General features: G+C 58.7%; 11 protein-coding genes. 4 read left to right on the top strand and 7 right to left on the bottom strand.

Annotated elements, in window-relative coordinates; translation table 11 throughout:
- Positions 1–14 precede the first annotated feature (14 nt).
- From HMPREF1292_RS01695 to HMPREF1292_RS01665, 7 genes are all read right to left on the bottom strand, one after another.
- Entirely contained in the window at positions 15–1,304 is a 1,290-nt protein-coding gene (locus HMPREF1292_RS01695) for an ATP-binding cassette domain-containing protein (RefSeq protein ID WP_023018460.1), read from the bottom strand.
- Positions 1,295–2,035, bottom strand: coding sequence for an energy-coupling factor transporter transmembrane protein EcfT (locus HMPREF1292_RS01690; RefSeq protein ID WP_023018459.1), 741 nt, complete (start codon positions 2,033–2,035; stop codon positions 1,295–1,297). The genes HMPREF1292_RS01695 and HMPREF1292_RS01690 overlap by 10 nt, the downstream gene beginning before the upstream one ends.
- Complete coding sequence (locus tag HMPREF1292_RS01685; RefSeq protein ID WP_084521382.1) at positions 2,016–2,738, bottom strand: glycosyl transferase family 9; 723 nt, start codon at positions 2,736–2,738, stop codon at positions 2,016–2,018. The genes HMPREF1292_RS01690 and HMPREF1292_RS01685 overlap by 20 nt, the downstream gene beginning before the upstream one ends.
- 297 nt (positions 2,739–3,035) lie before the next feature.
- The gene (locus tag HMPREF1292_RS11335; RefSeq protein ID WP_021353211.1) at positions 3,036–3,569 is read right to left on the bottom strand and encodes an NINE protein; all 534 of its coding nucleotides are present in this window, start codon (positions 3,567–3,569) and stop codon (positions 3,036–3,038) included.
- Positions 3,570–3,707: 138 nt separating this feature from the next.
- Positions 3,708–4,805 carry a nucleoside hydrolase gene (locus HMPREF1292_RS01675; protein ID WP_023018457.1) on the bottom strand — a complete coding sequence of 366 codons (1,098 nt, stop codon included), beginning with the start codon at positions 4,803–4,805 and terminating at the stop codon, positions 3,708–3,710.
- A gap of 25 nt (positions 4,806–4,830) precedes the next feature.
- Positions 4,831–6,207 carry an AI-2E family transporter gene (locus HMPREF1292_RS01670; protein ID WP_023018456.1) on the bottom strand — a complete coding sequence of 459 codons (1,377 nt, stop codon included), beginning with the start codon at positions 6,205–6,207 and terminating at the stop codon, positions 4,831–4,833.
- 91 nt (positions 6,208–6,298) lie between these two features.
- A complete protein-coding gene (locus tag HMPREF1292_RS01665) occupies positions 6,299–9,754 on the bottom strand; it encodes a bifunctional proline dehydrogenase/L-glutamate gamma-semialdehyde dehydrogenase (protein WP_023018455.1) in 3,456 nt (1,151 codons plus the stop codon).
- A gap of 434 nt (positions 9,755–10,188) precedes the next feature.
- Between HMPREF1292_RS01665 and dnaK the strand changes: the two genes are divergently transcribed.
- The 4 genes from dnaK to HMPREF1292_RS01645 are packed head-to-tail and all read left to right on the top strand — an operon-like array spanning position 10,189 to position 14,482.
- Positions 10,189–12,051, top strand: coding sequence for a molecular chaperone DnaK (gene dnaK / locus HMPREF1292_RS01660; RefSeq protein WP_023018454.1), 1,863 nt, complete (start codon positions 10,189–10,191; stop codon positions 12,049–12,051).
- Positions 12,052–12,774: a nucleotide exchange factor GrpE gene (gene grpE / locus HMPREF1292_RS01655; RefSeq protein ID WP_023018453.1), complete on the top strand. Its 723-nt coding sequence runs from the start codon at positions 12,052–12,054 to the stop codon at positions 12,772–12,774. It abuts the gene before it with no gap.
- A 25-nt stretch (positions 12,775–12,799) separates the two neighbouring features.
- The gene (gene dnaJ, locus HMPREF1292_RS01650) at positions 12,800–13,990 is read left to right on the top strand and encodes a molecular chaperone DnaJ (protein WP_021351977.1); all 1,191 of its coding nucleotides are present in this window, start codon (positions 12,800–12,802) and stop codon (positions 13,988–13,990) included.
- A gap of 30 nt (positions 13,991–14,020) precedes the next feature.
- The gene (locus tag HMPREF1292_RS01645; protein WP_021351978.1) at positions 14,021–14,482 is read left to right on the top strand and encodes a heat shock protein transcriptional repressor HspR; all 462 of its coding nucleotides are present in this window, start codon (positions 14,021–14,023) and stop codon (positions 14,480–14,482) included.
- The last annotated feature ends 140 nt before the right edge of the window (positions 14,483–14,622 follow it).

Genomic DNA, 14,622 nt, shown 5'->3' with positions numbered 1-14,622 from the left:
TCTAACCCTATGCCCTAGCCGGATGCTCGCCCGATTTTTGCTTCAGTAACTTCAGCGTACGTTGCCACATCCTGCAACAACGAGGGATCGTGGCAGGTCATGATCACCGCCGCTCCACCGGACAAACACTCGTGCAACAGCGCATGCAGCCGCCTGCGATCAGCCGGGGTGAGTCCCACATCCGGTTCATCGAGCAACACCACTTGCCGACGCTGCGCGATCACCGCGGCCACCTGCAGCAAGCGCAGTTGTGACGGGCTGAGATCCAACGGATGGGTATCGCCGGTGAACTCTGGGGAAGGGTGCGTGGTGGTGTCCGGGCGGGGGCTGATGATTTTCCAGAGTGTGTCGTCGTCCAGCATGGCGCTTGCCGACGCATCCAGCACCTGCGCTGCCGGATCCTGCAAAGCCAGCGAGACCGTTGCTTTGATATTGGGCGCGGCGTGGGCATCTGGGTTGGTGTCTGGGCTGGTGTGGGGGTTGGTATCTGTGCTGATGCCAGCAAGTTGGCGCAGCAAGGTGGTTTTTCCGGCGCCATTATCCCCGCGTAACCAGCACACCGTACCGGCACGAGCCTGGAGATCCACCGGCGCACTGGAAAACTCGCGTGCGGGATTAGTGGTTTTCGCAAACTGCCACCAGTGCCGCTTTGGTGTGCGACGACGGGCGCGGATTCCGGACCACTCCGCGACGATGGCGCCGGGTGCAATCCGAGCCAGGCCCAGGCTGCTGCGATCTGCGGCGTGCCGATAATCCAAGCACAACACCATCCCAGCGCCGCTTACTGCGAACTCGCGTAACGCAACCATAACCGCTCGGGCCGAATCCGGATCCAGCCCGGCGGTGGGTTCGCAGGCGATGATGATATCCGGGCGGGCCGCTAAAAAGCTGGCCACCAGCATCCGCCGGGTCTGCCCACCCGAGAGCTGCGCAGGGTGGGTGTGCGCGAACTCTTCGAGCCCGAGCTGGTGCAAAATTTCTCGACAGTGTGGTTCCATGTCTGCAGCTGCAATCCCCTGCTGCTCCATGGGCTGCGCGATTTCTTCAATGACCGTGTCGCGCTGGTGCGAGATCATCGAGCCAATCTCATAACCCAGCACCACAACACGGGGAGCCGGTGCGGGGTCGCCGCGCAGAAACTCGTAATAAGCGTGGGCGATCTGCCAGGCATCATTGTTTGCGGTGTCATTGGTCTTGGTACCGTGCTTTTCGGCGCCGCGGTCGTCGGCACTGTGGTCGTCGGCAAGCATGATGTGGCTAAATTTTTCGGTGCAGACCTGCCGGTGTAGCGCGTTTATATCCATGCGAGCACCACCAACCCGATGGCTGCGGCGGGGAAGATGAGTCGCAATAAGATCTCCCAGCGGTGTGCGCGGACCGGGTAAAGCACAGTCCGCCGGCCAGGTGCGTCGTACCCCATGCCCTGAAGAGCGATTCCACGGTCGGCACCCCGGGTTAAAAGACGGGTGATCACGGGAATGATCATGCGGGGAATCACGGTGGTGAGGGTGACTTTGCGCCCAGCCAGGCGGTTGGCGGTGGCGACTTCGCTGATTAAAGCGCTGGCTTGCGGGAGCAGCTGTAAGGAGGCGCCTAAAACATAGACGACGGAATGGTGCAGGCCGAGGTGCTGGAGAGCTTTGAGCAGATCCGGGATGTGTACATTCGCCATGGCCGCCAGCAGGGCAGTCATGAGCGCGCAGAAGCGCAGCGCGAGTTCACCTGCGGTAACCAGCCCGTCGGAAGTGAGCAACGGTGCGATCTGGTGTTCGCCGTGCGGGGCGTGCACCAGCAGCATCGACAACCCCGCGGGAATGGATAACGCGATGGACGTCGCCGGGACTGCTAAGCTGCGCGAGCCCGCAATACCCGCGAGCCAACCCAAGGCAATGATCGCGGCATGCAGCAGCGGCCAGGAAATAGACAATGCGGCCACCCACGCGGACACGCCAATAATGATGACCGTGAGCGGGTGCAAAAAATGCACTGGCTTGCCGACGGGCACCTGAGCCGTACTAGCTGTGCTCTGCTTCATCGCGGTGTTGCGGCGGAAGCAGCTGGCGCAGGGTGCGCTTCGGCAATGCCTTCCAGGCGGCCCAGACAATGAGCAGCACCAAAATCTTATCCAGCGGGTCCGAGATGAACGACTGTAACGTCACCGACGCCAACAGCGACTGGCCCATCTCGCGGAATAAGGACACCACCGCGCCGGTACCCACACCCGCGGTACCGCCGTAGACGAAGGCCGCGACGGGTGCGGCGATCGCACCAGCGATAATTCCGATGATCGCACCAGAGACAATCAGGCGCCATAGCTGGCGGAATGCCCCGAATTTGTGGATGGCCACACCGGACATCCAGCCGACTGCAGCCGAACCCGCTGCGAATGGCAGGGCAGCAGGGGTAAGCAAAGCCCAGATGAGGTTGCTGAGAGCGCCCGTCGCCAAGCCCGCATATGGCCCGGCGAGAGCCGCGATGAGCACCGTGCCGACGGCATCGAGGTACAGCGGAATACCAGAAGCGCCGATGATCTGGCCGACGAGAATATTAAGCACCAACGCCACCGGAATGATCGCGAGTGTGCGCGCCGGGATATACGGCACGGTGGAAATCAGCAGCAAAACAGTGCCGAGCAAGTATCCGCCCATGGTGAACAACGCGGCGGTGGAGCCGACAGATTCCCATTCCGTCGGGCGCGCAAAGACTAGGATCAGCCAGGTTGCGGCAATGGCGGAGATACCCAACCAGCGCAGGATCAGTGCGTTACGAGTGGGACTGACAGGGGACTGGGGAGAGGACCCGGCAGAGGAGCGGGAAGAGGGGGAAGATGAGGACGAAGATTTCGCAGGTGACATGAATACTCGTTTCTAGCGGATCAACTTTTAGCGGATCAACAATGCACAGGCTGCGGTGGGCCGATGCTTTTTACACACGCAAATCCGCCTGGTATCCCTATGTCACCTCGGGAGGGCGGACAACAAATCGTGCCGAAGGACGACTTGATCGTGCAACAGTGTAGCGGTTCCTAGCGAGAACTAGTCCAGCGGCACGCCATTATTATCAGTGCCGTAGCCACCGCTGCGGGTCAGAATGAGAATAAACTCCACGAACACCCAGAGATGCAGAGCCAAGAGCACCGGGATGCCGATCAAAATAATTGCTGTTGCATAGCCCATCACGAGCATCACCAACTGGATAATACCCTTTTGCTTATTACCCAGGTAGAAATTGTGTACGCCGAGCGTGCCTAAGAAAAAGGCCAAAAGCGCGGACAACAACATAGATTTTTGCTTGTACCCAGGGTACGGCAGCTGCGGATCACCATACTGGATATTCTGCTGCATACCTTGGCCTTGGTAGCCATAGTTGTTGTGCTGTGCAGGGCTGTACTGTCCGGCATCATGCGCGGAATAGTCCCCAGCATAGCTCCCAGCATTGTTAGTAGTATCGAAAGAATAACCGGAATTGTTCGAGTATTTCGAATAATCCTGCTTCGGCAGCCCGTCGTTATCGTAGGCGCTGTATTTGTTGTATCCGTGCTCGTTGTGGCCGTGATCCTGCGAGTTCATGCAACCAAGTGTAGAGCACGTTGTGGACTGCGGCAGCAGTGAACTTGGTGAGCTTATTTATGCTGGTCGGCAGGGTTCGGCCGGCGTGGTTCCGGGCGTCAGGGGTTGCGCCCCCCCTATAGCGAATTCCCCGTGCCGCTAGCGCAGGTAACCAGCAGTCAATCGTGCTGCACGGTTGAGCTCGGCGAAAGCAGCCGAAATATCAGCCGCGCGGATCACCCGAGCGTTGGGCTCCTGGCCCCAATGGTTTTTAAAATCTGCGACGCTGGTGCCCCGGAACAGCTCGGATTCCGCCTCGACGGCCACACGCGTTTTCGTGCTGATGGTATCTACTGCACCCACAGCGATCATGACCGTGAGCAAATCATGAATCTGTGCCTGGTAGCCTTCGCCGACGCCATCGTGAAATTCAAAATAAAACCGTGTGATTTCTTCAAGCAGTCCAGACCACGTGGTGTCGGGCATCTGATTTTGTAGCTCCCGCAGCCGTGCCGGGGTGAGCAGCATCTGCTCGGTAACGCCCAAGGAACACAGGGTGACCGGGACGGGGGCAACCTCGAATAACTTTTGTGCCGCGTGGGGGTCGACCCAGAAATTCCACTCGGCAGTTGGGGTCGTATTGCCCGGATAATTGAGAGAACCACCCATCACCGTGATGGCAGAAAACCTCGCGAACAGCTCTGGGTGCTCCTGCGCAAATATTGCGGCATTGGTGGCAGGGCCGGTAACGACCAGGTGGACGTCGTCATGCGTACGTAGCGCATGCTCCCAGACTTCCTGCCACTGTGAGCCCAAGCGCACCCCGTGGCCAGGAGTATCACTGTCCGCGGTCCCCGGCCAGGTGCTGGTGGCATAACCCAAACCAGTCAGGCCGTGGGTTTCCGGGGTGGTCTCCAGCTCGAGTTCTAGCGGGGCGGGGTGGCCCATAGCAACAGGGACTGGGGAGATTGCGGCCGCATGCATTGACGTTGCACCTGCTGGCGCACCCCGAGGCGCAGTGGGCGTGCAGTGGCCAAGCACCCACGCGGCATTACGGGCAGTGTTTTCTACCGTTGTGTTTCCGGCGGTGGTGGTCACCCCGACCAGATTGATTTCGCGTGCATGGTGCAGTGCAGACAGATAAAACAGCGCGTAGGCATCATCGATACCAGGATCGCAGTCGAGGAGAATCGTCGGCAGGCCAGAACGAGATGCACGAGTTATCGATGTACGAGTTGTCGATGCATGAGTTGTCATAGTGCCGACCTTAACTACTGAGCGGCTACTGAGTTGCTTGGCGAGTCTTGCGCGCACGAGCAACCATATCCGTGAGTGATTGTTTTACCTTGACGAAAGCAGATAACGACGACTTCGCATCCTCGTCGTCCTCACTCGAGGCAATTTCAATGTCGTCGATGGTCAGGTCACCGGCGCGCAGCCCCACCATCTCCGAGTGGTAACGCATAATCACCGCGACGGTAGCGGCAATTGGCACTGCCAAGAACGCACCAATAATGCCAGCTAGAGCAGAGCCCAAAGTGATAGACAGCAACACGATTGCGGCGTGCAGCCCCATCGAGCGCGACTGCAGTACTGGCTGCAAAATATTGCTTTCCAGCTGCTGCACCAAAATAATCAAGCCCAAAACCAGCAGAGCATTGGTCAAACCATTGGACACCAGTGCGATTATGACGGCTAAGGTACCGGCAGTAATAGCGCCGATGATGGGGATGAAGCCAGCGAAGAATGTAATTGTCGCTAATACAAATGCCAGTGGCACATTCAGGATCCACAAGCCCAAACCGATGAAGATGGCATCGACGAACGAAACCACCGCCTGGGTACGGAGGAAACCTGCGAGGGTATTCCAGACGCGGGTCAGTAACTCCGTGGCATGCCAGCCGATATCGTGGCCGGTGTATTGGCGCAGCCACGGCAGGAACTTCGAACCGTCTTTGAGGAAAAAGAACGTCAGTACAAACATGATCACGATGGTGATTACCAGCGTGCCGGCCACCGAGACGCCCGAGACCAGGCCCGAAGCGATAGTGCCAGACTGATTGCGCAAGAATTTCACAATGCTATCGGAAAATTCCGAAACCTTGCTGACGTCTACCTCAAATGGCAGCCGGTCCGTCATGGACAGCAGTTCGCGCGCGCCATTTTCCGCCTCATTGACCAGCGCAGAGCCCTGGGAACGGATGGTCGGGCCCATCGCGGCAAAAATTCCGACGACTGCACCGATAGAACCCAACAACGTGGTTAAAGCGGCTATTGCAGGCGGAAATTTCGCCGCCTTCAGCAGCTTCGCCACTGGTGCCAACAAGGACGTCACCAAAACTGCCAGAATCGCGGGAAGGATCGCCCGCCAGGCGAAGTACACGATGACCAGAGCCAGCGCCAGGGCAGCGATAGAGATAATCATTCGCCATGCCCATGCCGCCATAGTTTTCCCATCACGTGCCCAAATGACAGAGCGGTCTACATCCTCGACTATCACAGGGGTTTTCCGGTCTGGCGTAATATTGCTCAGCCCGGGCTCCGGTGCCGCGCCATCATTCGCGGTGATTTGGTTGGCCGGGCTGGCAGGGCGTGATGCCATTTCGGCTGGTTGGCCTTCGCTGCTGGCACTGGCAGAAGCGTCATCGTGGTTAGTCACAACGTTGACTATAACTTACTAGGGCAAACAAAAACGCCCCGGAGGGTACCGGGGCGTTGCGAAGTCTACGCAGCTAACTTAGCGCGTGAACTTAACGCTGGATGTGGCCGGTTGGGCGGACGATGCCGAAGCGGTGCATCGTCACAGACACAGCCTGCTCCAGCAGGTAAGGAAGCAGCTCGCGACGGCCGTCGGCAAGAACTTCCCAGTCAATGATGACCGACTCGGACTTCACGGCCGCACGGTAAGCCTCTGGCTCTACCTCACCGATAGCACGCACGCGGGTCGATGGCACACCGCCGAGCTCAGCAGCGAACTCATTGGTGTTAGCGACCTGGCATTCGAAGCCCATGTCTTGCAGCTCTTCGGCGATCTCGCGGGTTGCAGACATGTTCAGCTTCACGCCGGTGATCTCGGAAGCCAGGATCTGGCGTGCTACCTCGCGTGGCTTGTAACCCTTGCCGACGCGCACGCGCAGGCGCTCCCAGAATGGGCGGTAGCGGAAGATATTGGCCTCCGATACCAGACCGGTGTAGTCGTTGGAGCGGCCGAACTCGTTGTGCCAGTTCTTGGCATCCAGCTCGGCAGCGCGCCACAGCCAGTTGATGTCGTCGTCAGACAGCTGGGAGTCCAAGCGCTCGGACAGGTCCTTGAGCAGACGGGTGATTCGTGGGGAGATTTCCACCTTGTGGTGTTCCAGCTTGCCCTCGGACCAGGTACCGAACTGACGGACGTAGTTTGGTCCACCAGCCTTCGCGCCAGGTCCCAGCACGGAGTTCTTCCAACCACCGAAGGACTGACGCTGCACGATAGCGCCGGTGATGCCGCGGTTGACATAAGCGTTACCAACCTCGACGTTTTCCATCCAGTACTCGACTTCGTCGTCGTTCAGCGAGTGGATGCCGCCGGTCAGGCCATAGCCAGTGGAGTTCTGCCATTCGATGGCTTCTTCCAGGGTCTCGGCGTACATGATGCCCAGGACTGGACCGAAGCACTCGTTCTGGTGGTACCAGGAACCTGGCTGCACGTTGTCCCGGATACCAGGCGACCACAGGGTGCCTTCTTCGTTCAGCTTCTCTGGTTTCAGCAGCCACTTCTCACCAGGCTCCAAGTAGGTCAGGCCGCGGTAGAGCTTCTCGGTTGGCTCTTCGACCAGACCGTTCATGGTGACGGAGATGTCAGTGCCGAAGCCTGGCTTCAGAGTCTTGACGGCGTCGACCAGCTGGTTCTTAACGCGGTCGGAATCCTTCAACGAACCAACCAAGATCGCCAGCGAAGATGCCGAGCACTTCTGACCGGAGTGACCGAAGGCGGACTTGTAGAGATCTTGTACAGCCAAGTCTGGGTCGCAGGCCGGGGTGATGATCATGGCGTTCTTACCGGAAGTCTCGGCGTAGATGTTCATCTCCGGCTTCCAGGAACGGAACAGCGCACCGGTATCGGAGGCGCCGGTCAAAACGACAGCATCCGTCTTGTCGTTCGAGATCAGGTGCTTACCAGCTTCGCCCTCGTCGGCGTTGACCAGCTGCACCAGGTCAGGGTTCTGGCCAGCGGCTTCCAGGCCGGCGCGCACGGCGTCGACGGCGACCTTTGCACAGTGCACTACCTGCGGAGCAGGCTTGATGATGACCGCGGAACCAGCAGCCAGGGCAGCGGTAATACCGCCGACTGGGATCGCGATTGGGAAGTTCCATGGCGGAACGATGACGGTCAGCTTGTTCGGAGTGAATACCGACTGGGTACGATCCAGCGCGATAGCCTGCTGGCCGTAGTACGTAGCGAAGTCGATGGCCTCAGAGATTTCTGGGTCCGTCTGATCGACGGCCTTGCCAGCTTCCCACGCAGCGACGGAAATCAGCTTGCCACGGGCTTTTGCCAGCTCATCGCCGACGGAGTTCAGGACCTCGCAGCGCTCAGCGCCGGATAGGGCTGCCCAGTCGTCGGCAAGACCCACTGCGGTGTTGATGGCCTCATCAACCTCGGAGGTTTCGGTGACGGACTTGACGCCGTGCTCGCCTGGGTTGGACGCCAAAGCTTCCAAAGCCCATTCGCGGTTCGCGCGCAGAGATGGGTCGGTGTCTGGCTCGTTGATGAAACGGCCAGTGTTCGGGGTTTGGCGGCCGGTTTCATTGTTGCGGTCCTGCTGACGACGCTGGCCGGCGAAGGTCTTCCAACGATCACGCACGGAGGCATGGAAGCGTTCCTGCTGATCTTGCATTGGGGTTTTGCCCTTGTCGCTGGCTTCGTCCGGCGCGAACAGAGCATAGAGGAAGTTCTGCGATTCGGCGTTTTCTTCCAGACGACGTACCAGGTAAGACACGGCAACGTCGAAGTCTTTCATGTGCACAACTGGGGTGTACAGGATCTGGCGACCGACGACGTCGTGGACAGCCTTGGCCTGTGCTGGGGACATGCCAGCCAGCATCTCGGCATCGATCTGGCGGGATACGCCACGCTTCTCGGCTAGTTCTACGGCCAAGCCCATGGTGAATAGGTTGTGGGAAGCGACACCAATGCGGATGGCGTCGGCATATTCCTCACGCAGGATGTAGTCCAGCAGACGGATGTAGTTGGCATCGACTTCTGCCTTGGACAGGTAAGGGGCCAGTGGCCAGCCGTGTACCTCGGACTCAACGCGCTCCAGCGACAGGTTGGCGCCTTTGACGATGCGCACCTTGATCGGAGCACCACCGTTTTTCACGCGCTCAACTGCGAATTCTGCAAGTTCCTGCAAAGCTTCGAAAGCATCCGGCAAGTATGCCTGGACGACGATGCCAGCCTCCAGGTTTTTGAACTCGTCTTCGGAAAGGAGTTCCTTGAACAAGCGGATGGTCAGGTGGAGGTCGTGGTATTCCTCCATGTCCAGGTTGATGAAGACCTGCGGCTTGCGGCTAATGGCCTCGCGGTACATCGGACGCAGACGGTCCTTCAATCGCTCCACGGAACCATCGTGATCCCAGTGGTTCAGCTGGGCACACAGCGAAGAAGCCTTGACCGAAACGTAGGTAACGCGTGGGTTGCGTACCAATTCCATGGTGCGGTCAAAGCGGGACTTGGCTTCTTCTTCACCCAGTACGGCTTCGCCCAGCAGGTTCAGGTTCAGATCCTGGCCGCGCTCAGCTGCGTCGTCCAGCATCTTGTTCAGGGCGTCGGACTCTGCATCCAACACCAGGTGGCCGACCATCTGGCGCATGCGGCGACGAGCGACCGGCATAACCAGGTTAGGCAGGATTGGGCCGAAAAAGCCGCCGGCGCCGACCATGAGGGCATCGATCTTGCTCAGGAATTCTGGGGATTCTGCCAGCTCAGCCAGTGCTTCTGCGGCTACCTTATTGTCTTCTGGGCGCATGACGCGGTCGACGAAGTCCATGGTGAAGCTGACACCATCCGGGTCACGCACCATGTCTGCGAGCTGCTCAGTGGAACGCGAGGATTCGCCCTTGGTGACCTTCAGCCACTCATGCGCGCGCTCTACTGCAGCGTCGACGCAAGCCTCGACGTCTTGGCTGTCTTGTGGGGGAGTATAAGCAGTCTTGTTAGCTGTCATTATTTATCCTTCTCAGGTGTTGAGTCTCAATCGGCCCCAGAAGCGCCAAGAAATCAGGCTGACTTCGGGCGCTCGTGCGTATTTGAGAAGCGTTAATGCTCAGAAAATATGGCATTTAGATATGCCACCTATCGGCTACTCTACTCACACTTCTGACTGTGATGGGAATTTTAGAAACGTGTGATTTTTCACCCTTTTTCCTGGGTTTCGGCGCGGTTTTTGCGTCCTTGTGGTGCAGGTTTTAGCGACTTTTCTCCTGACGGGAATAAACCTTGAGTGTGGTTAGTCATGAAATATGAGTGAGGTTGACGCAAGAAAGTTGGCATGACGAAAAACCGTCTGCTACAGTCTCGCTTGTAGTTGAGTCACTGGCAATCAAGTTCAGTAATTTCAAGTAATTCGAACGCACAATTCGCACTAAGGAGAATTCAGTAATGGGACGCGCAGTAGGTATTGACCTCGGAACCACGAACTCCGTTGTTTCCGTCTTGGAAGGCGGAGAAGCGAAGGTTATCGCGAACTCGGAAGGTGCTCGCACTACCCCATCGATCGTCGCTTTCGCAAAGAACGGCGAGATCCTGGTTGGTCAGTCCGCTAAGAACCAGGCGGTTACCAACGTTGATCGCACCATCCGTTCGGTCAAGCGCCACATTGGTACTGACTGGACTACCGAAATCGACGACAAGAAGTACACCCCACAGGAAATCTCGGCTCGCACCCTGATGAAGCTGAAGCGGGATGCGGAATCCTACTTGGGTGAAGACGTCACCGACGCTGTTATTACTGTTCCTGCTTACTTCGAGGACGCACAGCGTCAGGCCACCAAAGAAGCCGGCCAGATCGCAGGCCTGAATGTCTTGCGTATCGTCAACGAGCCTACTGCCGCTGCACTGGCTTATGGCCTGGAAAAAGGCAAGGAAGAGCAGACCATCCTGGTATTCGACCTAGGTGGCGGCACCTTCGACGTCTCCCTGCTGGAAATCGGCGACGGCGTCGTTGAGGTAGTTGCTACCGCTGGTGACAACAGCCTGGGTGGCGACGACTGGGACCAGCGCATCGTCGACTGGTTGGCAGAGAAGTTCAAGCAGTCCAACGGTATTGACCTGACCAAGGACAAGATGGCCCTGCAGCGTCTGCGTGAGGCTGCTGAAAAAGCCAAGATCGAGTTGTCCTCGGCGCAGCAGGCATCGATCAACCTGCCATACATCACCGTCGACGGTGACAAGAACCCATTGTTCTTGGACGAGACCCTGACCCGCACCGAGTTCCAGAAGATCACCCAGGATCTGCTGGACCGCACCAAGAAGCCATTCAACCAGGTCATCAAGGATGCAGACTTGGGTATCGGCGACATCAACCACGTCGTTTTGGTTGGTGGCTCCACCCGTATGCCAGCGGTCGCTGAACTGGTTAAGGAAATGACCGGTAAGGAGCCAAACAAGGGCGTCAACCCGGATGAGGTCGTTGCTTCCGGTGCTGCCCTGCAGGCAGGTGTCCTGCGCGGTGACGTCAAGGACGTTCTGCTACTGGACGTCACCCCACTGTCGCTGGGTATCGAAACCAAGGGCGGTGTGATGACCAAGCTCATCGAGCGCAACACCACCATCCCAACCAAGAAGTCCGAGACCTTCACCACCGCGGAAGACAACCAGCCTTCAGTACAGATCCAGGTCTTCCAGGGCGAGCGCGAAATGGCGCAGCACAACAAGCTGCTGGGATCCTTCGAACTCGGCGGCATCGCACCAGCACCACGCGGTGTCCCACAGGTTGAGGTCACCTTCGACATCGACGCCAACGGTATCGTGTCCGTTTCCGCGAAGGACAAGGGCACCGGCAAGGAAAACACCATCAAGATCCAGGAAGGCTCCGGCTTGTCCGATGAAGAGATCGATCGGATGGTGAAAGACGCCGAGGCACACGCTGAGGAAGACAAGAAGCGTCGTGAAGAGCAGGAGACCCGCAACAACGCGGAAAACACTGCTTACCAGACCCGCAAGTTCCTGGACGAGAACGGCGAGAAGATCGATGAAGAGACCAAGAACAAGGTCACCGAAGCCGCTGATGCCGTCGACGAGGCACTGAAGGGCGACGATATCGAGGCCATCAAGTCCGCCGTCGAGAAGCTGTCCACCGAATCGCAGGCTATGGGCCAGGCTATGTACGAGGCCGAGGCCGCACAGGCACAGGCTGATGGTGAAGCCGGCCAGGCTGGCGGCAATGACGACGTCGTCGATGCTGAAGTTGTCGACGAGGACGATGCCGACAACTCCGACGAGAACGCAAAGGGTGACAAGTAAATGAGCAACCGGGACGAGATGCCGGATAACCCCGGTTCCCCGGACGCGACCGACCCGGAGGCTACCTCTGCCGCACAGGCAGAAGCCGCCGCGGATGCCGCCGAGGCAACCCAGCAAGAAACTGGGCAGCCATCCGGCGGAGCCGGTGCGGAAGGTCTGGCCGATGACGTCGCTGTGGAACCAGAGGTTGATGAAGTCGAAGAGCCAATCAGCACTGCTGAAGACGAAGCAGCAGAAGCCGAAACTCCTGAACAGGCACTGCAGCGAGAGTTGGACGAACGCACTGATGACCTCAAGCGGCTGAATGCGGAATATACCAACTACCGCCGCCGCAGCGACCGGGAGCGCCAGAGCGTTTCTGAGTCCGCGAAGGCTTCGGTACTGTCCGCACTGCTGCCAATCCTGGATGATCTGGAACTGGCCAAGCAACACGGTGACCTGGAAAAAGGATCCCCACTGGAGAAATTCGGATCTAAATTCCGCGAAACCTTGAAGGGCCAGAACCTGGTGACCTTCGGCGAACCAGGTGAGGCTTTTGACCCGGAGATCCACGAGGCTGTGCAGGATCTCTCCAGCGGTGGCGAACAAGTCGTCGGCACGGTTCTGCGTAAGGGCTACAAGGTGGGAGACCGCCTAGTGCGCAACGCCATGGTGATCATCGCTGATCCAGAAGGCGCACAGTCTAGTGCGGACGAGTCCGCGCAGGCAGACGACAATCAGTAAACAATGAGGAAGGAGGGGACGAACCATGTCCCAGAGTGAATGGGCCGATAAGGATTATTACGGGGACCTAGGCGTTTCCTCCGATGCCTCAAAAGCTGAAATCCGTAGCGCCTACCGTAAAATTGCCCGGGAAAACCACCCAGATACCAACCCGGACGACGAGCAGAAACTCGCTAAGTTCAAGGCGGCAGCATCTGCCTACGACGTGCTTGGCGACGAGAAGAAGCGCAAGGAATACGACGAGTTCAAAGCGATGCTGCGTGCCGGGGGCGGCAGGTTTGGAGGCGCCGGCTTTCCCGGCGGGTTTCGCCGCTCGTCGCAAAGCCAAGACGGCTTCTTCTCGGGAGGGGCGCCCGGGGCTGGCGGATTTGGAGGAGCATTTGAAGACGGCGGTCTGGGTGACATCTTCGGCGGCCTCTTTAACCGCGGCGGTGCTGGTGGGCACCAAGCTCGGCCGACGCGGGGCGCCGACGTCGAAACCTCCATTACGCTCGACTTTCGAGAAGCTGCGAAAGGCACGACGATCCCGCTAGAGCTGCGGGGCAACGCGCCGTGCACTACCTGCCACGGCTCCGGATCAAAATCCGGTAAGCAAGCCACCTGCGGACAGTGCAACGGCACCGGTTACACCAGTGAAAACCGGGGAGCATTCGGCTTCTCCCAGCCGTGCTCGAACTGCGACGGCACTGGTTCCAAGATCCCCGACCCCTGTGAGACCTGCTCGGGAAGCGGAACCGTGAACCGGACCCGTTCGATTACCGTGCGGATCCCGGCCGGTGTCGTCGACGGGCAAAAGGTGCGTTTGGCGGGCCAGGGCGAAGCTGGGCCGCAAGGCAAACCATCCGGCGACCTGTTTGTGTCCGTGAGCGTGCGGGAAGACAAGGTCTTTTCCCGCGAAGGCGATGACCTGCTGATCACGGTGCCAGTGTCCTTTGCGGAGCTAGCACTCGGCGATACGATCACGGTGCCGACCCTGGATGCCCCGGTTCGGGTGAAAATCCCGGCAGGTACTGCTGACGGCCGCACCCTGCGGGTTCGTGGGCGCGGCATACCGAAATCTTCGGGAAAACACGGTGATTTGCACGTGAAAGTACAGGTCACGGTGCCGACGAATTTGGATGATGCTGCAAAATCCAGCTTGCGCACCTACGCACAAGCAGAAAAAGATTCCGGTTTCGATGCCCGCGCCGGTTGGGCCGGGAACCCGAATAAATAACGACAAGCGACCACAGGAGGTGACAACACCATGGCGAACGATTCGCACGAGGAATTCCGTGAAGAATATCGCGAGGTCTTCGTTATCTCCGTGGCTGCTGAATTATCCGGCATGCACGCGCAAACTCTGCGCACGTATGACCGGATGGGGCTGGTCTCACCCGCGCGCACCCGTGGTGGTGGGCGCCGGTATTCGCAGCGTGACATCGCGATGCTGCGCAAGATCCAGCAATTATCCCAAGATGATGGCGTTAACTTGGCCGGAATTAAAGCCATCATTGAACTGACCGAACAACGTGATGCGCTCGCCGAAGAGCGTGACGCGTTGGCGGCAGAAGTGGAAGAATTGCGCGGACAGCTGCGCGCTGCCTCCGCAGCAAACCGTGCTCCCGCGAACGCAAGCAAAGGCGAGTTGGTGCACGTCCCGCGGTCTTCTGCCGTGGTGATGTGGGAACCGCGCTCGTCCCGCCGCGGGCGTGGACGCCGGAATTAGCCCAGCCAACGTGCCCCCTGATAACCCCGCAGAAACCTGGTGAATTTCCACCCTCTGGTTTCTGTGGGGATATTTTATTCTGCAAAACCTTTCTTTGTGCCCCAGATCACGCTATGATGTCGTAGTACATCGGCACGCCG

This window comes from Corynebacterium sp. KPL1995 (genome assembly GCF_000477935.1).
GTDB lineage: Bacteria > Actinomycetota > Actinomycetes > Mycobacteriales > Mycobacteriaceae > Corynebacterium > Corynebacterium pseudodiphtheriticum.
This window is presented reverse-complemented; position numbering and strand designations above follow the sequence as displayed.

Bases quoted from the DNA above. Each gene is read 5' to 3' on its own strand.
- HMPREF1292_RS01695 (WP_023018460.1), bottom strand. From the start codon at position 1,304: ATGGATATAAACGCGCTACACCGGCAGGTCTGCACCGAAAAATTTAGC.
- HMPREF1292_RS01690 (WP_023018459.1), bottom strand. From the start codon at position 2,035: ATGAAGCAGAGCACAGCTAGTACGGCTCAGGTGCCCGTCGGCAAGCCA.
- HMPREF1292_RS11335 (WP_021353211.1), bottom strand. From the start codon at position 3,569: ATGAACTCGCAGGATCACGGCCACAACGAGCACGGATACAACAAATAC.
- HMPREF1292_RS01675 (WP_023018457.1), bottom strand. From the start codon at position 4,805: ATGACAACTCATGCATCGACAACTCGTACATCGATAACTCGTGCATCT.
- HMPREF1292_RS01665 (WP_023018455.1), bottom strand. From the start codon at position 9,754: ATGACAGCTAACAAGACTGCTTATACTCCCCCACAAGACAGCCAAGAC.
- dnaK (WP_023018454.1), top strand. From the start codon at position 10,189: ATGGGACGCGCAGTAGGTATTGACCTCGGAACCACGAACTCCGTTGTT.
- grpE (WP_023018453.1), top strand. From the start codon at position 12,052: ATGAGCAACCGGGACGAGATGCCGGATAACCCCGGTTCCCCGGACGCG.
- dnaJ (WP_021351977.1), top strand. From the start codon at position 12,800: ATGTCCCAGAGTGAATGGGCCGATAAGGATTATTACGGGGACCTAGGC.
- HMPREF1292_RS01645 (WP_021351978.1), top strand. From the start codon at position 14,021: ATGGCGAACGATTCGCACGAGGAATTCCGTGAAGAATATCGCGAGGTC.